A 20,703-nucleotide genomic window follows, 5' to 3' on the forward strand; every position below is an offset into this window, starting at 1 on the left:
AGATGGTGATGCCGGGCGACAACGTGTCGATGGACGTGCACCTGATCGTTCCGATCGCCATGGAGGAGAAGCTGCGCTTCGCCATCCGTGAAGGCGGCCGCACCGTCGGCGCCGGCGTCGTCGCTGCCATCATCGAGTGATAGCGCTTTCGGACCTTGCGTCCGCAGCGTGACGGAACAGGGCGGCGCCTTCGGGCGCCGCCTTTTTCTTTTGGCCCATCCCTAACCCCGCGCACCCCGCAGACACATGCTGTCTCCCACTGTCCCGGTGGCTTGCGCTCCCAGTTCGCGCCGGGCATCCTGCTTGGGCTCCCCTTTTGACGCGGCTTCACGCCGCGCGTCCGGGTGCATCCCCAAAATCGATAATGCAGAGGCAGGCGGCCATGGCACGCGGCTCTACACGCTTGATCGTGCTCACGGGTGGTCCGGGTTCGGGCAAGAGCACCCTGTTGGATGCTCTTGCGACCGCCGGGCACGCCATCGCGCCGGAGGCGGGCCGGGCTGTCATCCGCCAGCAGATGGCCATTGATGGCCCAGCCCTCCCGTGGCGGGACCGGGCGGCGTTCGCGGAGGCGATGCTCGCCTGGGACCTGCGATCCTACGAAGAGCAGGCAGGGCGGGTCGGCCCGGTCTTCTTAGATCGCGGCATTCCAGACGTGGCTGGATACCTTTCGCTATGTGGCCTGCCGATTCCCCAGCACATCAGCCGGGCTTGCGCGGTGTTCAGATACGATCCCCGCGTGTTCGTCGCCCCGCCATGGCGCGAGATCTACGCAAACGATGCCGAGCGCCGGCAGGATTGGGACGAAGCCGTGCGCACCCATGCGGTCATGGTCGACACCTATCGCGGCCTCGGCTACGAAACGGTGGAACTGCCACGGACCGACGTTATGGGACGAGCGGCCTTCGTCCTCCATCATCTCTAGCCGCCTTTGCGGTGGACAGGCCTGATCGCCCCCCGGTCCCCCTTTACAGCCGCGCGGCATCCCACTAAACACAGCCGGCCGATGCGCTGGGTCACTTCCCGGCGCGGCGGAGTCTACCCTCGAGGCAAGCTGATCGCTGAAAAGCTGATTCTGCCAGGCTTCGGGGCGCGGGCCTTAGGAGTGTAGCTCAACTGGTTAGAGCACCGGTCTCCAAAACCGGGGGTTGGGGGTTCGAGTCCCTCCACTCCTGCCATCTTCGGCCAGCCCGGAACTTGGGCAACCGCAGGACGGCAGGTCAGGCGAGACGACGACGCCGGAATGGCACGGCTTGAAGGCGCGTTTCGGACAGCCCATATGAGGGCACGATCCGGCCCCGCCGAAGGCAAGCCCGCAGCAGCGTCTCGCGAGAGCCGAAGCCGGCGGGAAGAAGATTTGAGCGGCATGTGCCGCATTCGCGTCATCGGAAGGTCCGGTGCGTGGCAACCGGCGGCGCGGGAACGGGCGGCAACAGGAACGGACGGCGAGACGCCATGGCGAAGAACGGCCCGATGGAGTTCTATCAGCAGGTCCGCGCGGAAACGGCCAAGGTCACCTGGCCCACCCGCCGCGAGACGCTGATCACCACCGCCATGGTGTTCGTGATGGTCTTCCTGGCGTCCATCTTCTTCCTCGTCTCCGACCAGATCATCCGGTTCGGCGTCTCCACGCTGCTGACCCTCGGGCACTGAGGCGGGAGGCCCACATGGCGAAGCGCTGGTACATCGTTCACGCATATTCCAACTTCGAGAAGAAGGTGGCCGACTCGATCCGCGAGCAGGCTGACCAGCGCGGCCTGACCGATCTGTTCGAGCAGATCCTCGTGCCCACCGAGAAGGTGGTCGAGGTGCGCCGTGGCCGGAAGGTGGACACCGAGCGCAAGTTTTTCCCCGGCTACGTGCTGGTGAAGATGGACCTCACCGACGAGGCCTTCCATCTCATCAAGAACACGCCGAAGGTCACTGGCTTCCTGGGCGCCGACAACAAGCCCATGCCGATCTCCGAATCGGAGGCCATGCGCATCCTGCAGCAGGTGCAGGAGGGCATCGAGCGTCCGAAGCCGTCGATCTCCTACGAGGTCGGCGAGACGGTGAAGGTGTCGGACGGCCCGTTCGCGTCCTTCAACGGCATCGTGGAAGAGGTCGACGACAGCCGCTCGCGCCTGAAGGTGGCGGTGTCCATCTTCGGCCGCGCGACGCCGGTGGAACTCGAATTCGGTCAGGTCGAGAAGGTCTGACCGGAGCGGGCCGTCGCCTCCTCGGGGGCAATGGTCCGAAGTCTGGCGCATTGCTTAAAGGGCAGTGTGCCGGCGTGGGAGGGGAGGGGGCGTCTCGCCAAGCGCCCTTTTGATCCGCACCACGCAATCCCGCCCGCCGCTCCCTCACCGGACGGCGGCGATTTTTGGGAGTTGTTGAAATGGCGAAGAAAATTACCGGTTACGTCAAGCTGCAGGTGCCTGCCGGCAGCGCCAATCCGGCCCCGCCGATTGGTCCCGCGCTCGGTCAGCGCGGCCTGAACATCATGGAATTCTGCAAGGCGTTCAACGCCCAGACCGCGCAGCTCGAAAAGGGCATGCCGATCCCGGTGGTGATCACGGCCTATCAGGACCGCTCCTTCACCTTCGAGCTGAAGACCCCCCCGGTCTCCTACTTCCTCAAGAAGGCCGCCGGCCTCGAGACGAAGAAGAAGCCCGGCTCGGGCTCGAAGACGCCCGGCAAGGGCACCTTCGTCGGCAAGGTCACGCGCGCCCAGCTCGCGGAGATCGCCGAGAAGAAGATGAAGGATCTGAACTGCGACACCGTTGAGGCCGCCGTCCAGATGATCGAAGGTTCGGCCCGTTCCATGGGCCTGCAGGTTCAGGGGTGAGCGCCATGGCGAAGGAAGGCAAGCGCATCCGCGCCATCAACGAGGGCATCGACCGTAACAAGCTGTACGGCCTCGACGACGCCCTCAAGCTCCTCAAGGAGCGCACCACCGCCAAGTTCGACGAGACCATCGAGGTCGCGCTGAACCTGGGCGTCGATCCCCGCCATGCCGACCAGATGGTTCGCGGCGTGTGCAACCTGCCGAACGGCTCCGGCCGTACCGTGCGCGTGGCGGTGTTCGCCCGTGGCGCCAAGGCCGACGAGGCCAAGGCGGCGGGCGCGGACATCGTGGGCGCCGAGGATCTCCTGGAGACCATCCAGGGCGGCACCATCGAGTTCGATCGCTGCATCGCGACCCCGGACCTGATGCCGCTCGTCGGCCGTCTCGGCAAGGTGCTTGGCCCGCGCGGCCTGATGCCGAACCCGAAGGTCGGCACCGTGACCATGGACGTGAAGGGCGCCGTCGCCGCCGCCAAGGGCGGCGCGGTGGAGTTCCGCGTCGAGAAGGCCGGCATCATCCACGGCGGCATCGGCAAGGCTTCCTTCCCGGCCGACAAGCTGGCCGAGAACATCCGCGCCTTCGTGGACGCGGTGGTGAAGGCCAAGCCGGCCGGCGCCAAGGGCACCTACCTGCAGCGCGTGGCGGTTTCCTCCACCATGGGCCCGGGCATCAAGGTGGAGCCCTCCACCGTGCTCACCGCCTGATCGGTCGAGATCAAGCTTCTGGAAAGGCCGGGCCGGTGGGTCCGGCCTTTTCGTTTGAATGTCACGTTTTGGCGAGGTCCGAGCGGCCCTTCCGCTGGCGCATGGCAGGCCGGCGGCTGCCGTATGCAAAAAGTGCGCAAGGACGATGATCGGGACGTGACAAGGCTGGCGCCAGCCTTTATATGGGCTGTTTCCGGGTGGCGTGCCGCCCGGATCAGGTATTGTGGCTTTCGCCCTTGACCGGGTGGAAGGGCTGGGAGGGTTCGCCCGCCCGGCCTTGTCGTCTGTCAGGCGTTCGGGTGGCTCCTTGGAGCCTTCGGGCGAACCAGCAGGCAAAGTCCTGTCCGAGACTGCCGGTGCCTCGATGGAGGCCTGATGGAGATGCGCCCCACAAGGGATGTTCGCTCAATCGGGCCGAGGATCAAGGCTTAATTCCCGACATCCGCCCTAACGGGCGGTTAATGGGGAGCCAGCATAGACGGGGAAGACCGGAATTTGCCCTCCGAACGGCCTGCGCCGGCGGAGATGAAGATCGGTTCGGAACCAGCGCCTTGCGCTTCGCGACACGGTTTTCCGTGCCCGGGCAATAGGGGACAGGGCATGTGAGCGTCGCGGATCGCGGCCTTCCATGTCGTCAGACAGGTTGGCCGCAGGACGCGGCAAGGCGCAACCGGCGGGACCGGATGCCTCCTTCGGGAGGTGGATGGTGCTGCCAAGGCTTAAAGAGAGCCAGACGTGGATCGAGCGGAAAAACAAGAGCTCGTCACGACGCTCACGGATGTGTTCAAGAGCACGTCCGTCGTCGTGGTCGCCCACTATTCCGGCCTCACCGTGGCCCAGATGTCGAAGCTCCGTCGACAGATGAAGGCCGAGGGTGCGACCGTGAAGGTGGCCAAGAACCGCCTCGCTAAAATCGCTCTGGAAGGCTCCGACGTCGCCCATGTGGCGTCCCTGCTGAAGGGACCCACCGTGATCGCCTATTCGGATGATCCGGTGGCGGCGCCGAAGGTTGCCGTCGAGTTCGCCAAGGCCAACGACAAGTTCGTTATCCTCGGCGGCGCGATGGGCAAGACGGCCCTTAACGTGGACGGTGTGAAGGCGCTTGCCACACTCCCGTCCCTGGACGAACTGCGTGCCAAGCTCGTCGGCCTCATTCAGGCCCCGGCGACCAAGATCGCGCAGCTCACCACGGCACCGGCGGCCAAGCTCGCCCGCGTGTTCGGGGCCTATGCCAAGCAGGACGAAGCAGCGTGAGGCCGCGGCCGCCATTGGCGGCCTGATCTCGCAATTCCAAAATCCGAACCTATCTTAAGGAATATCCCATGGCTGACCTGACCAAGCTCGTCGACGAGCTGTCCTCCCTCACCGTGCTCGAGGCCGCCGAGCTGGCGAAGCTCCTCGAGGAGAAGTGGGGCGTTTCCGCCGCCGCCGCCGTGGCCGTGGCCGCTGCCCCGGCCGGCGCTGCCGCCGCCGCGGTGGAAGAGCAGACCGAGTTCACCGTGATGCTTGCCGCCGCCGGCGACAAGAAGATCGAAGTCATCAAGGAAGTGCGCGCCATCACCGGCCTCGGCCTCAAGGAAGCCAAGGATCTGGTGGAAGGCGCTCCGAAGCCCGTCAAGGAAGGCGTGGCCAAGGACGAGGCCGAGAAGCTCAAGGCCCAGCTCGAGAAGGCTGGCGCCAAGGTCGAGCTCAAGTGAGCCTTTGACGTTTCGGGTCCCGGCCTCGTGCCGGGACCCGTTCCATAGCCGGCCGGAAGGCCGGACAGGGAGAGAGACGGTTCTCCCGGCAGCCGATCCGGACGAGGTTCGGGGGCTGCCGGGAGAGCCGTCATGGTGCTGAAAGGGGATGGCGTTTCGCCCCCAACCCTTGAAGGCACGATGGCTGACAGAGGTTCCGGTGCCGGCGCGGCGAGCCCGCCTCCTTCGGGAGGACAGGGGCCGGCCCGAGAGACCAGGACGGACGAGGATCGAGATGGCGCAAACGTTCACCGGTCGTAAGCGGATCCGCAAGTTCTTCGGCAAGATCAAGGAAGTGGCCGAGATGCCGAACCTCATCGAGGTTCAGAAGGCGTCTTACGACCAGTTCCTCCAGATCGAGGAGCCCAAGGGCGGACGCGACGACGACGGCCTGCAGGCGGTGTTCAAGTCGGTATTCCCCATCTCCGACTTCTCCGGCGCGGCCATGCTGGAGTTCGTGCGCTACGAGTTCGAGCCGCCGAAGTATGACGTGGACGAGTGCCGCCAGCGCGGCATGACGTTCGCTGCCCCGCTCAAGGTGACGCTCCGCCTCATCGTGTTCGATGTGGACCCGGACACCGGCGCCAAGTCCGTGAAGGACATCAAGGAGCAGGACGTCTACACCGGCGACATCCCGCTGATGACGATGAACGGCACGTTCATCGTCAACGGGACCGAGCGCGTCATCGTCTCCCAGATGCACCGTTCGCCGGGCGTCTTCTTCGACCATGACAAGGGCAAGACCCACTCCTCGGGCAAGCTCCTGTTCGCGGCGCGCATCATTCCCTATCGCGGGTCCTGGCTCGACATCGAGTTCGACGCCAAGGACATCGTCTATGCGCGCATCGACCGTCGCCGCAAGATTCCGGTGACGAGCCTGCTGTACGCGCTGGGCCTCGACAACGAGGAAATCCTCTCGACCTTCTACGAGAAGGTGCCCTACGAGCGCGCGAAGGGCGGCTGGCGCATGCCGTTCGATCCCAAGCGGATGAAGGGCTACAAGGCCGTCGCCGACCTGATCGACGCCGACACCGGCGAGGTCGTGCTCGAGGCCGGCAAGAAGCTGACCGTCCGCGCCGCCCGCCAGCTCGCCGAGAAGGGTCTCAAGGCCCTGCGCATCTCCGACGAGGAGATGGTCGGCCAGTACATCGCCGAGGACCTCGTGGACCTCGCGTCCGGCGAGATCCACGCCGAGGCCGGTGACGAGATCACCGAGAAGACGCTGAAGCTGCTCGAGGAAGCCGGCTACAACGAGATTCCGATCCTCGACATCGACCACGTCAACACCGGCGCCTACATCCGCAACACGCTGGCGGCTGATAAGAACGTGACCCGCGAGGACGCGCTCTTCGACATCTACCGCGTGATGCGCCCGGGCGAGCCGCCGACGCTCGATTCGGCGCAGGCCATGTTCCACTCGCTGTTCTTCGATCCCGAGCGCTACGACCTCTCCGCGGTCGGCCGCGTGAAGATGAACATGCGCCTCGATCTCGACTGCCCCGACACCGTGCGGGTGCTGCGCCGCGACGACATCCTCTCCGTCATCAAGACGCTGGTGGAGCTGCGCGACGGCAAGGGTGAGATCGACGACATCGACCACCTGGGCAACCGCCGTGTCCGCTCGGTCGGCGAGCTCATGGAGAACCAGTACCGCGTCGGCCTGCTGCGCATGGAGCGCGCCATCAAGGAGCGCATGTCGTCCGTCGACATCGACACCGTGATGCCGCAGGACCTCATCAACGCCAAGCCGGTGGCGGCCGCGGTGCGCGAGTTCTTCGGCTCCTCGCAGCTGTCGCAGTTTATGGACCAGACCAACCCGCTCTCCGAGATCACGCACAAGCGGCGTCTCTCGGCCCTCGGCCCGGGCGGTCTGACCCGCGAGCGCGCCGGCTTCGAGGTGCGCGACGTGCACCCGACGCACTACGGCCGCATCTGCCCGATTGAGACGCCGGAAGGCCCGAACATCGGCCTCATCAACTCGCTGGCGACCTTCGCCCGCGTGAACAAGTACGGCTTCATCGAGGCGCCCTACCGCCGCGTGGTGGAATCGAAGGTCACCGACGAGGTGGTCTATCTCTCCGCCATGGAGGAGGGGAAGTACTACGTCGCGCAGGCCAACATCCCGCTCGACAAGGACGGCCGCTTCGAGGAAGACCTCATCGTCTGCCGCCATGCGGGCGACGTGCTGCTCGTGAGCCCCGACCGCGTGGACTTCATGGACGTGTCGCCGAAGCAGCTCGTTTCGGTGGCCGCGGCGCTCATCCCGTTCCTTGAGAACGACGACGCCAACCGCGCGCTCATGGGCTCCAACATGCAGCGCCAGGCGGTTCCGCTGGTGCGCTCGCAGGCGCCGCTGGTCGGCACCGGCATGGAGGCCGTGGTTGCGCGTGACTCCGGCGCCGCCATTGCCGCCCGCCGCACCGGCGTGATCGATCAGGTGGACGCCACCCGTATCGTCATCCGGGCCACGGAAGAGGCCGACCCCTCCAAGTCGGGCGTCGACATCTACCGGCTGATGAAGTTCCAGCGTTCCAACCAGTCCACCTGCATCAACCAGCGTCCGCTGGTCCGCGTGGGCGATCAGGTGCGCAAGGGCGACATCATCGCCGATGGCCCGTCCACGGAGCTGGGCGAGCTCGCGCTCGGCCGCAACGTGCTCGTCGCCTTCATGCCGTGGAACGGCTACAACTTCGAGGACTCGATCCTCCTCTCGGAGAACATCGTCAAGGAAGACGTGTTCACCTCGATCCACATCGAGGAATTCGAGTGCATGGCCCGCGACACCAAGCTCGGGCCTGAGGAAATCACCCGCGACATTCCCAACGTCTCGGAAGAGGCGCTGAAGAATCTCGACGAGGCCGGCATCGTCTATATCGGTGCCGAAGTCCGCGCGGGCGACATCCTCGTCGGCAAGATCACGCCGAAGGGCGAAAGCCCGATGACGCCGGAGGAGAAGCTCCTCCGCGCTATCTTCGGCGAGAAGGCCGCCGACGTGCGCGACACCTCGCTGCGCCTGCCGCCCGGCACCACGGGCACCATCGTCGAGGTGCGCGTGTTCAACCGCCACGGCGTCGACAAGGACGAGCGCGCGCTGGCCATCGAGCGCGAGGAGATCGAGCGTCTCGCCAAGGACCGTGACGACGAGCAGGCGATCCTCGATCGCAACGTCTACGGCCGTCTGACCGAGATCCTGGACGGCAAGGTCGCCATCGCGGGGCCGAAGGGCTTCAAGAAGGAGACCGCCGTCACCCGCGAGACCCTCGGCGAGTATCCCCGCTCGCAGTGGTGGCTGTTCGCCGTCGCCGACGACGCCATCATGGCCGAGCTGGAGGCAATCCGCGCCCAGTACGACGACTCGAAGAAGCGGCTCGAGCAGCGCTTCCTCGACAAGGTCGAGAAGCTGCAGCGCGGCGACGAGCTGCCCCCCGGCGTGATGAAGATGGTCAAGGTCTTCGTCGCGGTGAAGCGCAAGATCCAGCCCGGCGACAAGATGGCCGGCCGCCACGGCAACAAGGGCGTGGTCTCGCGCATCGTGCCCGTGGAGGACATGCCGTTCCTCGAGGACGGCACCAACGTCGACATCGTGCTGAACCCGCTGGGCGTGCCTTCGCGCATGAACGTCGGGCAGATCCTCGAGACGCATCTCGGCTGGGCCTGCGCTGGCCTCGGCCGGCAGGTGGCCGCCGCGGCGGAAGCCTATTACGCCAAGCAGGACCTGAAGCCCCTGCGTGACCGGCTCGAGATCATCTACGGCAAGGAAGAGATCGAGCAGATCAAGGACAGCGAGCTGCCCGAGCTTGGCGAGAACCTGCGCAAGGGCGTGCCGATGGCCACCCCGGTCTTTGACGGCGCCCACGAGGCGGACATCGAGCAGGAGCTGGAGCGGGCGGGTCTCGACCGTTCGGGCCAGTCCACGCTGTTCGACGGGCGCACCGGCGAGCCGTTCGATCGTAAGGTGACGGTCGGCTACATCTACATGCTGAAGCTGCATCACCTGGTCGACGACAAGATCCACGCCCGGTCGATCGGTCCCTACTCGCTCGTCACCCAGCAGCCGCTGGGCGGCAAGGCGCAGTTCGGCGGCCAGCGCTTCGGCGAAATGGAGGTGTGGGCGCTTGAAGCCTACGGCGCCGCCTACACGCTGCAGGAGATGCTCACCGTGAAGTCGGACGACGTGGCCGGCCGCACCAAGGTCTACGAGGCCATCGTGCGCGGCGAGGACACGTTCGAGAGCGGCATTCCCGAGAGCTTCAACGTGCTCGTGAAGGAAATGCGCTCGCTCGGCCTCAACGTCGATCTCGAGAACACCTGACGGGCGTCTGAGCCCGTCACCCCGCGCAAAGCGGATTGCCCGACCGGCGCTTCTGCCGGCCGGGCCTCAAGTTAAAGGCCCACTTCGTTTGGGAGCCAGCTCATGAATCAGGAAATCCTGAACGTCTTCAATCCGACCGTTCCGGCCCCGAGCTTCAATCAGATCCGCATCTCGATCGCGAGCCCGGAGAAGATCAAGTCTTGGTCCTACGGCGAGATCAAGAAGCCGGAAACCATCAATTATCGCACGTTCAAGCCCGAGCGTGACGGCCTGTTCTGCGCGCGCATCTTCGGTCCGATCAAGGACTACGAGTGCTTGTGCGGCAAGTACAAGCGGATGAAGTACAAGGGCATCATCTGCGAGAAGTGCGGCGTCGAGGTCACCCTGTCGCGCGTGCGGCGCGAGCGCATGGGCCACATCGAGCTCGCCGCGCCGGTGGCGCACATCTGGTTCCTGAAGTCGCTACCGAGCCGCATCGGCCTGCTGCTCGACATGACGCTGAAGGACCTCGAGCGCATCCTGTATTTCGAGTATTTCGTCGTCATCGAGCCGGGCATTACCAAGCTCAAGTACCGTCAGCTCCTCTCCGAGGACGACTACCTGCGCGCCCAGGACGAGTTCGGCGATTCGAGCTTCACCGCCATGATCGGCGCCGAGGCGATCCGTGAGCTGCTGCGCTCCATGGACCTCGAGAAGATCGCCGCGGACCTGCGCCAGGAGATCGCCGAGGCGACCACCGAGCTGAAGCCCAAGAAGCTCGCCAAGCGCCTGAAGATCGTCGAGGCCTTCCAGCTCTCCGGCAACAAGCCGGAGTGGATGATCCTCACCCACGTGCCGGTGATCCCGCCGGACCTGCGCCCGCTCGTCCCTCTGGACGGCGGCCGGTTCGCGACCTCCGACCTGAACGACCTGTACCGCCGCGTCATCAACCGCAACAACCGCCTGAAGCGGCTGATCGAGCTGCGCGCGCCGGACATCATCATCCGCAACGAGAAGCGCATGCTTCAGGAGGCGGTTGACGCGCTGTTCGACAACGGCCGCCGCGGCCGCGTCATCACCGGCGCCAACAAGCGTCCGCTGAAGTCGCTCGCTGACATGCTGAAGGGCAAGCAGGGCCGGTTCCGCCAGAACCTGCTCGGCAAGCGCGTGGACTATTCCGGCCGCTCGGTCATCGTGGTGGGTCCGGAGCTGAAACTGCACCAGTGCGGCCTGCCGAAGAAGATGGCGCTGGAGCTGTTCAAGCCCTTCATCTATTCGCGCCTCGACGCGAAGGGCCATTCGGCGACCGTCAAGCAGGCGAAGAAGCTGGTGGAGAAGGAGCGTCCCGAGGTTTGGGACATCCTCGACGAGGTGATCCGCGAGCACCCGGTGATGCTGAACCGCGCGCCGACGCTCCACCGCCTCGGCATCCAGGCGTTCGAGCCGGTGCTCATCGAGGGCAAGGCCATCCAGCTGCACCCGCTCGTCTGCTCGGCGTTCAACGCCGACTTCGACGGCGACCAGATGGCCGTGCACGTCCCGCTCTCGCTGGAAGCCCAGCTGGAAGCGCGCGTGCTGATGATGTCCACCAACAACATCCTGCACCCGGCGAACGGCCAGCCCATCATCGTGCCGTCGCAGGACATCGTTCTGGGCCTCTACTACCTCTCCATCATGAAGGAGAAGGAGCCCGGCGAGGGCATGATGTTCGCCAACATGGCGGAGATCGACCACGCCCTGAACGCCAAGGCGATCACCCTCGCCACCAAGATCAAGGGCCGCTACATCGGCATCGGCCCGGACGGCAAGCAGTATTCCAAGATCTATGAGACCACCCCCGGCCGCATGAAGATCGGCGAGCTGCTGCCGAAGGACCCGAAGCTCTCCTACGACGTCGTCAACAAGCTGATGACGAAGAAGGAAATCTCCAACATGATCGATGCCGTGTACCGGCACTGCGGTCAGAAGGAGAGCGTGATCTTCTGCGACCGCATCATGGCGCTCGGCTTCTACAACGCGTTCCGCGCCGGCATCTCGTTCGGCAAGGACGACATGGTGGTGCCGAAGAAGAAGTGGGAGCTGGTCGAGGAGACCCGCGCCCTCACCAAGGAATACGAGCAGCAGTACAACGACGGCCTGATCACCCAGGGCGAGAAGTACAACAAGGTCGTTGACGCCTGGGGCAAGTGCTCCGATCGCGTCGCCGAGGAGATGATGAAGGAAATCTCTTCGGTCAAGAAGGACCCGAAGACCGGCCGCGAGAAGCAGATCAACTCGATCTACATGATGAGCCACTCCGGAGCGCGTGGGTCGCCCGCTCAGATGAAGCAGCTTGCCGGCATGCGTGGCCTCATGGCCAAGCCGTCGGGCGAGATCATCGAGAGCCCGATCATCTCGAACTTCAAGGAAGGCCTGACCGTGATGGAGTACTTCAACTCCACCCACGGCGCGCGTAAGGGCCTTGCCGACACCGCTCTGAAGACGGCGAACTCGGGCTACCTCACCCGTCGTCTCGTCGACGTGGCGCAGGATTCCATCATCACCGAGCGCGATTGCGGCTCGGAGAAGGGAATCCACATGCGCGCCATCATCGACGCGGGCCAGATCGTGGCCTCGCTCGCCTCGCGCGTCCTCGGCCGCACCGCGGCGGAAGACATCGTGGAGCCGGCGACCGGCGACGTCATCGTGCCCAAGGGCCAGATGATCGAGGAGCCGCACGTCGAGCGGATCAACAAGTCGGGCATCCAGGAAATCAAGATCCGGTCGGTGCTGACCTGCGAGACCCGCAACGGCGTGTGCGGCACCTGCTACGGGCGCGACCTCGCCCGCGGCACGCCCGTCAACATGGGTGAAGCGGTGGGCGTCATCGCCGCCCAGTCCATCGGCGAGCCGGGCACCCAGCTCACCATGCGCACCTTCCACATCGGCGGCGCGGCGACCCTCGCCGACTCGTCCTTCGTGGAAAGCAACTTCGAGGGCACCGTCCGCATCCGCAATCGCAACGTGGCGCGGAATTCGGATGGCGACCTGGTGGTGATGGCCCGCAACCTGGCGGTGGTCATCGTCGACCATGACGGCACCGAGCGCGCGGTCAACCGCGTGCAGTACGGCGCCCGCCTCAAGGTGGACGAGGGCGACACCATCAAGCGCGGCCAGCGCATTGCCGAGTGGGATCCCTACACCCGCCCCATCCTCTCCGAGGTGGACGGCACGGTGGCCTTCGAGGACCTGATGGAAGGCTCCTCGATGAACGAGCAGGTCGACGAGTCGACCGGCATCGCCAAGCGCGTGGTGACGGATTCGCGGTCCGGCCGTGGACCGGAGCTGCGCCCCGCCATCCTGATCAAGGGCAAGGACGGCAAGATCATCAAGCTGCCGCGCGGCGGCGACGCCCGCTACGCGCTGCCGGTGGAGGCCATCATCTCGGTGGACCCCAACCAGACCCTCAAGGCCGGCGACGCGGTGGCCCGCGTGCCCATGGAAAGCGCCAAGACGCGCGACATCACGGGCGGTCTGCCGCGCGTGGCGGAGCTGTTCGAGGCGCGTCGTCCGAAGGACGCGGCCATCATCGCGGAGATCTCGGGCTCCATCCGGTTCGGCCGTGACTACAAGAACAAGCGCCGGCTCTCCATCGAGCCGACCGACGGCGGGGATCCGGTCGAGTACCTGATCCCGAAGGGCAAGCACATCCATCTCCAGGACGGCGACGTGGTGGAGAAGGGCGACTTCATCGTCGACGGCAACCCGGCGCCGCACGACATCCTAGCGATCAAGGGCGTGGAAGAGCTTGCGGCCTTCCTCGTGAACGAGATCCAGGAGGTCTACCGGCTCCAGGGCGTGCACATCAACGACAAGCACATCGAGGTGATTGTCCGGAACATGCTCCAGAAGGTGGAGATCGACGACTCGGGCGAGACCGACTTCCTCGACAACGAGCAGGTCGACCGGCTCGAGTTCCTCGAGGCGAACGAGAAGGCCGCCGAGGAGGGCAAGAAGCCCGCCACCGGCCATCCCGTGCTCCTGGGCATCACCAAGGCGTCGTTGCAGACGCGCTCCTTCTTCTCGGCGGCCTCCTTCCAGGAGACCACCCGCGTCCTCACGGAAGCGGCGGTCAACGGAAAGATAGACCCGCTGGAAGGCCTCAAGGAGAACGTCATCGTCGGCCGCCTGATCCCGGCCGGCACGGGCGCCCAGATGTCTCGCCTGCGCACCATCGCGACCAACCGCGACGACCTCATCGTCGCGACCCGCGACGAGCAGGGCGAAGGCCAGTCCCTCGTGGAAGGCCCCGCCGACGCGGCGGAGTGATCCCGGGCCGCGCGCCCGCACCCATTGGAAAGGCCGCCCCTCGGGGCGGCCTTTTCGTTTGCCGGGTTCCGCCGGCTGAAGCGGAGCAGATCGGGCCGATCTCCGGCATTGCTCCGACAATGGTACCGAGCTGACACTGCCCGCGAAGTTCTGGGGCAATCGGGGCGCGGATCATGGTCAAGCTGAAGCGTAACCTCGGGCCGGTCGAGGCAGTGGGGCTTTCGGTCTCGGTCATGGCGCCGACCATGTCCATGGCGCTCAACGTGACGCTGGCGGTGGGCGCCGCCGGGATCGCCGCGCCCCTGGGGTTCGCCGTGGGTACCCTGCTGGTGGCCATCGTCGGCTTCTCCTTCGTCTTCTTCGCCCGGAAGACGACGCGCGCCGGCTCGGCTTATTCCTATATCGGCCAGACCTTCGGCCCGCGCGCCGGCTTCATCGCCGGCTGGTGCATGCTGCTGCTCTACATCGCCGGCGGATCGGGCAGCGCGGCGCTGGTGGGCGACTTCCTGCGCGCCGCCTTTGCCGACCACGGAATCCATATCGGGGGCTGGTGGCTGGTGCTGGGGGTGCTGGCGCTCATCATCGGCACGCTCTTCGCCTACCGCGACATGGCGGTCGCCGCTCGGCTCATGCTGCTGCTGGAACTCGGCTCCATCTGCGTCATCGTCTATCTCGGCGTGAAGATCCTCACCGCCGTCAGCGCCAGTAGCGGCCTCACGGCCGCGCCGTTCCGGCCGGACCCGGCCATGGGCTGGTGGGGGGTGGGCTATGCCGTGGTGTTCGCCGTGCTCTCCTTCGCCGGCTTCGAGGCGGCGGCGACGCTGGCCGAGGAGACGGGCCAGCCCGGCCGCGCCATTCCCGTCGCGCTGCTCGGCTCGGTGGTGCTCGCCGGCCTGTTCTTCGTCTTCGCCTCCTACATCCAGGTTGTCGGGTTCGGGGTCGACAACATGAAGGCGCTCGCCGCCGACGATGCTCCGCTGAACACGCTGGCGCTGAAATACGGCACCGTGCGCATGGCCACCGCGCTGGATATCGCCGCCGCGGTGTCCGCGATCTCCGCCGTGCTCGGCACGCTCTCCGCCGCCGGGCGCATGCTGTTCGTGCTCGGCCGCGCCGGCCTGTCGGAGGCGGCGGCGCGGGTGCATCCGGTCCACGGCACGCCGTCGGTGTCCGTGCTGGTGGTGGGGCTGCTGATGCTCGCCGGCCTCCTCGCCTGGGCGCCCTTCATTGGGCCGGCGGACTATTACGACAATGTGGGCACCATCGGTGTGCTGGCGCTGATCGTAGCCTATCTCGGCGTCACGCTGGCCGCTGTCACCCATGCGGTGAAGGCGAAGAGCCTGGTGTGGCTGGCGCTGGGTTTGCTCGGAACGCTGGCGATGCTCTGGCCGCTCTACAATTCGATCTATCCCGTGCCGGCCTTCCCCGGGAACCTCTGGCCCTATTTGGTCGGCGCCTGGATCGCGCTCGGCGCCGCGCTGGCGACGCTGCGCCCCGGTGTCCGGGACGCCGAGCCTTAAGGTCCCCCGATCTGGCTTCAGTCCTGCATGGCCGCCCTTGGGATGTGCAAACGGCGGCGCCTTTCCGACAGGAACGGGCGGCGGATGCGTGTCCCGGGATCGGCTCGTGTCAGACACATGCGCGAGCAGGCACAGGGCGCGTCGCATGACCGACACAGGTTTCTCCGGGGCGGAGCAATGGGTCGTCTGGAACGGCTCGCTGGGCGTGCTCGACATGGTCAGCATCGGCCGTGTCGAGGACGACGCGGGCGGACGGCAGGCGTGGCTTGATGCGCCCTACGGTATCGTCGGCCCGTTCAGCCTGGACGAACTGGAGCAGACGGGCCGCATCGCCTTCGGCGCCTGCTTCGTCATGTCCCGCCGCCGCTGGCAGGAGGATCAGGTGGAGCTGCGCGTGGCGGCGCAGAAGGCGCGCCGCGCGCTCATGGCCATGTTCGACGGGGAAGACGACAGCCCCCACCGCGAAGCCCTCGGCCTGCCCCCCGACGGCCGGCTGGATGCCGCCGAGATCAACGCCGCCTTCCGCCGCCGCGCCAAGACCGCCCATCCCGATGCCGGCGGCAGCGATGCCGATTACCGTCGCATCGCCGAGGCCCGCGACGCCCTGCTGGAGATGCTGGCGGATGCGTGAGGGGCAGCCATGATGGCCAAGGCTGGCGCCATCGCCTATGGTGCGGCCCCGTTTCCAGCCTGATCGTGTCTCAGTGACCTTCGCCGCCATTCTGCAAGAAACCCTCGATTTGACCGAGGAGGTCGACGCCGTCGCGCGTCCGGCCGATGCCGTCGTCTCCGACTTCTTCCGCGCCCGGCGCGACATCCCGACGGCGCATCGCGGCCAGATTTCCGTGCTGCTCTATGCCCTGCTGCGCCACCACGCCCGGCTCGGCTGGTGGCTGAAGCGGCACGGCCGCCCGGATACGCCCCGCAACCGGCTGCTGGCCTGGCTGATGCTCGGCGGCGGTAAGACGCGGGATCAGGTGCAGGCCCTGTTCTCCGGCGCCAAGTTCGCCCCGGCGCCCCTCACCGATCAGGAGCGGGCGCTGCTCATCAAGCTGCAGGGCGCGCGCGTCGATCATCCCACCATGCCGGACGATGTACGCTACGAATGCCCCGACTGGGCGGCGGACGGGCTGCACCGCCGGTTCGGCGATGCCTTCGCGTCCGAAATGGCGGCCATGCTCACACCGGCCCCGCTCGACCTGCGCGTCAATCCCATCAAGGCCGACCGCGCGGAGATGCTGTCAGCCCTGCGCGCCCTTGGCCTGCCGGCCGAGCTTTCGCCCTTGTCTCCCTATGGCATCCGCGTCAGCGAGCGCCCGGCGCTCAACCGCCTGCCCATGCTGAAGACGGGCGAGGTGGAGATCCAGGACGAGGGCTCCCAGATGGTTGCCGTCGTGGTGGATGCCAAGCCCGGCGACCGGGTGGTGGATTTCTGCGCTGGCGCCGGCGGCAAGACGCTGGCCATTGCCGCGCAGATGAAGAACAAGGGCCACGTCATCGCCTGCGACGTGCTGGACGGCCGCCTGAAGCGCGCCGCCGAGCGGTTCCGCCGGGCCGGCCTGCACAATATCGAGACGCGACCGCTGGCCAGCGAGACAGACCGCTGGGTGAAGCGCCACAAGGGCGGCTTCGACCGGGTGCTGGTGGATGCGCCCTGCAGCGGCACCGGCACCTGGCGGCGCAATCCCGATGCCCGCTGGCGCGTGCTGGGGCCGGGGCTTGAGGCGCTGCTGCCGCTTCAGGCCCGCATCCTCGCCAGCGCGGCGCGGCTGGTGAAGCCGGGCGGGCGGCTGGTCTATGCCACCTGCTCGCTGCTGGCCGAGGAGAACGAAGATCAGGTGGCCGCCTTCCTCGCGGCGCACCCGGCGTTCCACGTCGTTCCCTTGAGCGAGGTGGCGCCTGGGATCACCGGCTCGGCGCATCCCGACTATCTGGCGCTGACCGCCGCGCGCCACGACACGGACGGCTTCTTCGCCGCCGTGCTTCAGCGCGAGGCGGCTGCGACCGAGACGGACGCAGCCCCCGAGTAGGTCGCCTCACGTCTTGCGCAGCGGCACGCCCTTGGTGGTGAAGCGCTGCGCCCCGGCGGGAGCCGGGCGCACGGGGCGGCGCGTGCCGGCGGCCTTGCCGGTGCCCGGCGGCTGGTGCGCCGGCACGAGCTGGTCCGGTCGCGGGCCGATGAGATCGGCGCGGCCCATGGCTTTCAGCGCCTCGCGCAGCAGCGGCCAGTTGTCCGGATCGTGGTAGCGCAGGAAGGCCTTGTGCAGCCGGCGCTGGCGCAGCCCTGTGACGGCCGTCACCCGCTCGCTGCCGCCGCGCCGTACGGCGCGCAGCGGGTTGACGCCGGTGTGGTACATGGCGGTGGCGGTGGCCATGGGGGAGGGCAGGAAGGTCTGCACCTGATCGGCGCGATAGCGGTTCTTCTTGAGCCAGAGCGCGAGGTTCATCATGTCCTCGTCGGTCGTGCCCGGATGCGCGGCGATGAAATAGGGGATCAGGTAGTATTTCTTTCCTGCCCGCTTCACCGCGGCGTCGAACATCTCCTTGAAGCGGTCATAGGTGCCGATGCCCGGCTTCATCATCTTGTCGAGCGGGCCGCGCTCGGTGTGCTCCGGGGCGATCTTCAGGTAGCCGCCGACATGGTGGGTGACCAGCTCCTGGATATATTCGGGGCTCTTCACGGCAAGGTCGTAGCGCACGCCGGAGGCGACCATCACCTTCTTCACCCCCTCCACCTCGCGCACCTTGCGATAGAGGCGGATGAGGTCGTCGTGGGAGGTGTTGAGGTTGGGGCAGATGTCCGGGAAGACGCAGGAGGGGCGCCGGCAGGCCGCCTCGATCTTCGGGTCCTTGCAGGCCATCCGGTACATGTTGGCGGTGGGGCCGCCGATGTCGGAGATGACGCCGGTGAAGCCCGGCGTCTTGTCGCGGATCAGCTCGATTTCGCGCAGGATCGAGCCTTCCGAGCGGTTCTGGATGATGCGCCCCTCATGCTCGGTGATGGAGCAGAAGGTGCAGCCGCCGAAGCAGCCCCGCATGATCGTCACCGAGAAGCGGATCATGTCCCAGGCCGGGATCTTCGCTTCGCCATAGGAGGGATGCGGCGCGCGGGCGTAGGGCAGATCGTAGACCGCGTCCATCTCCTCGGTCGTGAGGGGAATGGGCGGCGGGTTCAGCCACAGATCGCGGTCGCCGTGGCGCTGCACCAGCGGGCGGGCGTTGCCGGGGTTGCTTTCCCGGTGCAGCACGCGGGAGGCGCGGGCATAGGCCTCCTTGTCCTGTTCCACCTGCTCGCAGGACGGCAGGCGGATGACCACGTCGCCGGGGCGGCGGGCGGCGCCTTCGTCCGAGGCGTCGAGATCGTCGGCGTGAAGTTCGGTGTAGTGCTCGGGCACCTTGCGGAACAAGGCGACGCCGCGCACGTCGTCGATGTCGCGCGGCGCCTCGCCGGCGGCGATGCGGTTCGCCACCTCCACCACGGCGCGCTCGGCGTTGCCGTAGAGGAGGAGGTCCGCCTTGGCGTCGGCCAGGATGGAGCGGCGCACCTTGTCGGACCAGTAGTCAAAATGGGCGATCCGGCGCAGCGAAGCCTCGATGCCGCCGAGAATGATCGGCACGTCCTTGTACGCCTCGCGGCAGCGCTGCGTGTAGACGATGGTGGAGCGGTCCGGCCGCCGGCCGCCGGCACCGTCGGGCGTGTAGGCATCGTCATGCCGCAGCCTTCGGTCCGCCGTGTAGCGGTTGACCATGGAATCCATGTTGCCGCCGGTGACGCCGAAGAACAGGCGCGGCTTGCCCAGCGCCTTGAACGGCTCCGCCGACTGCCAGTCCGGCTGGGAGATGATGCCGACGCGAAAGCCCTGCGCCTCCAGGAGCCGGCCGATGATGGCCATGCCGAAGCTCGGGTGGTCCACATAGGCATCGCCCGTGACCAGAACGACGTCGCACTGATCCCATCCGAGCGCCGCCATCTCGGCGCGGCTCATGGGCAGGAAGGGGGCCGGCCGGCTGGCCGGGGCGGGCCAGGGCAGGAAAGGCAAAGGCGTCGTGGGGCAGACCTGTGTGTCCATGGGTGACGAATAGGGATCAAAGGCCGCAAATTCAACCGATCCGGTGCCCATACGGGAACACATCTCCTCGTGCAGCCGGTTCTCGTGCAAAGCCAGCTTGCGGACACGAAAGATGCGCGGGCCGGCGGAGCGGGCTAGGTTGGCGCCAGATTTTCACAGCCCAGAAGTGTCTGCCTTGAAGAAGATCGGCTTTCTCTCGTTCGGCCACTGGACGCCCTCGTCCCAGTCGCAGACCCGCTCGGCGGCGGATGCGCTGCTGCAATCCATCGACCTTGCCGTGGCGGCGGAGGAGCTGGGCGCGGATGGCGCCTATTTCCGCGTCCACCACTTTGCCCGCCAGCTTGCGTCTCCGTTCTCGCTTCTGGCGGCCGTTGGCGCACGCACCAAGCGCATCGAGATCGGCACCGCCGTCATCGACATGCGCTACGAGAACCCGCTCTATATGGCGGAGGATGCCGGCGCGGCCGATCTCATTGCCGGCGGACGGCTTCAGCTTGGCATCAGCCGGGGATCACCGGAGCAGGTGATCGATGGCTGGCGCTATTTCGGCTACGGCCCGCCGGAAGGCCAGACCGCCGCCGACATGGCCCGCCGTCACGCCGAGGTGTTCCTGGAGGTGCTGAAGGGCGAGGGCTTCGCCCAGCCCAATCCCCGGCCCATGTTCCCCAACCCGCCCGGCATGCTGCGGCTGGAGCCGCACTCCGAGGGCCTGCGCGAGCGCATCTGGTGGGGCGCCAGCTCCAACGCCACCGCCGTGTGGGCGGCCAAGCTCGGGCTGAATCTCCAAAGCTCCACCCTGAAGGATGACGAGACGGGCGAGCCCTTCCATGTGCAGCAGGCCGCGCAGATCCGCGCCTATCGCGCCGCCTGGGCCGAGGCCGGCCACACCCGGACGCCCCGCGTCTCCGTGAGCCGCTCCATCTTCGCCCTCGTGGACGACCGCGACTGCGCCTATTTCGGTGGGGGCGGCAAGGAGGAGGATTCCATCGGCTTCATCGATGAGAAGACCCGCGCCATCTTCGGCCGCAGCTACGCCGCCGAGCCGGACGCGCTCATCAAGCAGCTCGCCGAGGACGAAGCCATCGCCGAGGCGGACACGCTGCTCCTCACCGTGCCGAACCAGCTGGGCGTCGACTACAACGCCCACGTCATCGAGGCCATCCTGACCCACGTCGCGCCGGCCATGGGCTGGCGCTGAGAGCAAGAGGGGCGCTGCCTCCGGGGAGCGCCCCCGAAGCTCCCCGCCG

General features: G+C 66.8%; 14 protein-coding genes, 1 tRNA gene and 1 pseudogene. 15 read left to right on the forward strand and 1 reads right to left on the reverse strand.

All coding sequences use genetic code 11. From position 1 onward, the window contains the following. From tuf to ACE3QW_RS01690, 14 genes and pseudogenes are all read left to right on the forward strand, one after another. Window positions 1-140, forward strand: a pseudogene (gene tuf, locus ACE3QW_RS01625) (elongation factor Tu); the annotation flags it as partial. Between the two features lie 269 nt (window positions 141-409). Continuing rightward, window positions 410-925 carry an AAA family ATPase gene (locus ACE3QW_RS01630; RefSeq protein ID WP_374250250.1) on the forward strand — a complete coding sequence of 172 codons (516 nt, stop codon included), beginning with the start codon at window positions 410-412 and terminating at the stop codon, window positions 923-925. 176 nt (window positions 926-1,101) lie between these two features. After that, window positions 1,102-1,178, forward strand: a tRNA-Trp gene (locus ACE3QW_RS01635). 277 nt (window positions 1,179-1,455) lie between these two features. Continuing rightward, entirely contained in the window at window positions 1,456-1,653 is a 198-nt protein-coding gene (secE, locus tag ACE3QW_RS01640; protein WP_029557788.1) for a preprotein translocase subunit SecE, read from the forward strand. A gap of 14 nt (window positions 1,654-1,667) precedes the next feature. Then, window positions 1,668-2,198: a transcription termination/antitermination protein NusG gene (nusG, locus tag ACE3QW_RS01645; protein ID WP_029557789.1), complete on the forward strand. Its 531-nt coding sequence runs from the start codon at window positions 1,668-1,670 to the stop codon at window positions 2,196-2,198. Between the two features lie 179 nt (window positions 2,199-2,377). Further along, on the forward strand, window positions 2,378-2,827 hold the full coding sequence (gene rplK, locus ACE3QW_RS01650) for a 50S ribosomal protein L11 (protein ID WP_024279835.1): 450 nt from the start codon (window positions 2,378-2,380) through the stop codon (window positions 2,825-2,827). Between the two features lie 5 nt (window positions 2,828-2,832). Beyond that, on the forward strand, window positions 2,833-3,531 hold the full coding sequence (rplA, locus tag ACE3QW_RS01655) for a 50S ribosomal protein L1 (RefSeq protein WP_024279834.1): 699 nt from the start codon (window positions 2,833-2,835) through the stop codon (window positions 3,529-3,531). 735 nt (window positions 3,532-4,266) lie between these two features. Beyond that, window positions 4,267-4,785, forward strand: coding sequence for a 50S ribosomal protein L10 (rplJ, locus tag ACE3QW_RS01660; protein ID WP_024279833.1), 519 nt, complete (start codon window positions 4,267-4,269; stop codon window positions 4,783-4,785). 68 nt (window positions 4,786-4,853) lie between these two features. After that, a complete protein-coding gene (gene rplL, locus ACE3QW_RS01665) occupies window positions 4,854-5,228 on the forward strand; it encodes a 50S ribosomal protein L7/L12 (RefSeq protein WP_029557790.1) in 375 nt (124 codons plus the stop codon). A gap of 274 nt (window positions 5,229-5,502) precedes the next feature. Further along, on the forward strand, window positions 5,503-9,579 hold the full coding sequence (gene rpoB / locus ACE3QW_RS01670) for a DNA-directed RNA polymerase subunit beta (RefSeq protein ID WP_029557791.1): 4,077 nt from the start codon (window positions 5,503-5,505) through the stop codon (window positions 9,577-9,579). Between the two features lie 102 nt (window positions 9,580-9,681). Continuing rightward, window positions 9,682-13,866, forward strand: coding sequence for a DNA-directed RNA polymerase subunit beta' (rpoC, locus tag ACE3QW_RS01675; protein WP_024279830.1), 4,185 nt, complete (start codon window positions 9,682-9,684; stop codon window positions 13,864-13,866). A 173-nt stretch (window positions 13,867-14,039) separates the two neighbouring features. Next, the gene (locus ACE3QW_RS01680) at window positions 14,040-15,386 is read left to right on the forward strand and encodes an APC family permease (RefSeq protein WP_374250186.1); all 1,347 of its coding nucleotides are present in this window, start codon (window positions 14,040-14,042) and stop codon (window positions 15,384-15,386) included. Window positions 15,387-15,531: 145 nt separating this feature from the next. Next, window positions 15,532-16,017 (forward strand): J domain-containing protein, encoded by a 486-nt coding sequence (locus ACE3QW_RS01685; protein ID WP_374250187.1) that lies wholly within the window; start codon window positions 15,532-15,534, stop codon window positions 16,015-16,017. 109 nt (window positions 16,018-16,126) lie between these two features. Beyond that, window positions 16,127-17,416, forward strand: coding sequence for an RsmB/NOP family class I SAM-dependent RNA methyltransferase (locus ACE3QW_RS01690; RefSeq protein ID WP_374250188.1), 1,290 nt, complete (start codon window positions 16,127-16,129; stop codon window positions 17,414-17,416). Window positions 17,417-17,422: 6 nt separating this feature from the next. Here ACE3QW_RS01690 and ACE3QW_RS01695 read toward each other — a convergent pair whose 3' ends face one another. Further along, complete coding sequence (locus ACE3QW_RS01695; protein WP_374250251.1) at window positions 17,423-19,456, reverse strand: YgiQ family radical SAM protein; 2,034 nt, start codon at window positions 19,454-19,456, stop codon at window positions 17,423-17,425. Between the two features lie 175 nt (window positions 19,457-19,631). Here ACE3QW_RS01695 and ACE3QW_RS01700 point away from each other — a divergent pair, with 175 nt between their 5' ends. After that, on the forward strand, window positions 19,632-20,654 hold the full coding sequence (locus ACE3QW_RS01700) for an LLM class flavin-dependent oxidoreductase (protein ID WP_374250190.1): 1,023 nt from the start codon (window positions 19,632-19,634) through the stop codon (window positions 20,652-20,654). The last annotated feature ends 49 nt before the right edge of the window (window positions 20,655-20,703 follow it).

The sequence above is a fragment of the Xanthobacter sp. genome (genome assembly GCF_041911315.1).
GTDB classification, from domain to species: domain Bacteria; phylum Pseudomonadota; class Alphaproteobacteria; order Rhizobiales; family Xanthobacteraceae; genus Xanthobacter; species Xanthobacter aminoxidans.

Coding starts and splice junctions, on each gene's coding strand:
- secE (WP_029557788.1), top strand. CDS start 1,456: ATGGCGAAGAACGGCCCGATGGAGTTCTATCAGCAGGTCCGCGCGGAA.
- nusG (WP_029557789.1), top strand. CDS start 1,668: ATGGCGAAGCGCTGGTACATCGTTCACGCATATTCCAACTTCGAGAAG.
- rplK (WP_024279835.1), top strand. CDS start 2,378: ATGGCGAAGAAAATTACCGGTTACGTCAAGCTGCAGGTGCCTGCCGGC.
- rplA (WP_024279834.1), top strand. CDS start 2,833: ATGGCGAAGGAAGGCAAGCGCATCCGCGCCATCAACGAGGGCATCGAC.
- rplL (WP_029557790.1), top strand. CDS start 4,854: ATGGCTGACCTGACCAAGCTCGTCGACGAGCTGTCCTCCCTCACCGTG.
- rpoB (WP_029557791.1), top strand. CDS start 5,503: ATGGCGCAAACGTTCACCGGTCGTAAGCGGATCCGCAAGTTCTTCGGC.
- rpoC (WP_024279830.1), top strand. CDS start 9,682: ATGAATCAGGAAATCCTGAACGTCTTCAATCCGACCGTTCCGGCCCCG.
- ACE3QW_RS01680 (WP_374250186.1), top strand. CDS start 14,040: ATGGTCAAGCTGAAGCGTAACCTCGGGCCGGTCGAGGCAGTGGGGCTT.
- ACE3QW_RS01685 (WP_374250187.1), top strand. CDS start 15,532: ATGACCGACACAGGTTTCTCCGGGGCGGAGCAATGGGTCGTCTGGAAC.
- ACE3QW_RS01695 (WP_374250251.1), bottom strand. CDS start 19,456: ATGGACACACAGGTCTGCCCCACGACGCCTTTGCCTTTCCTGCCCTGG.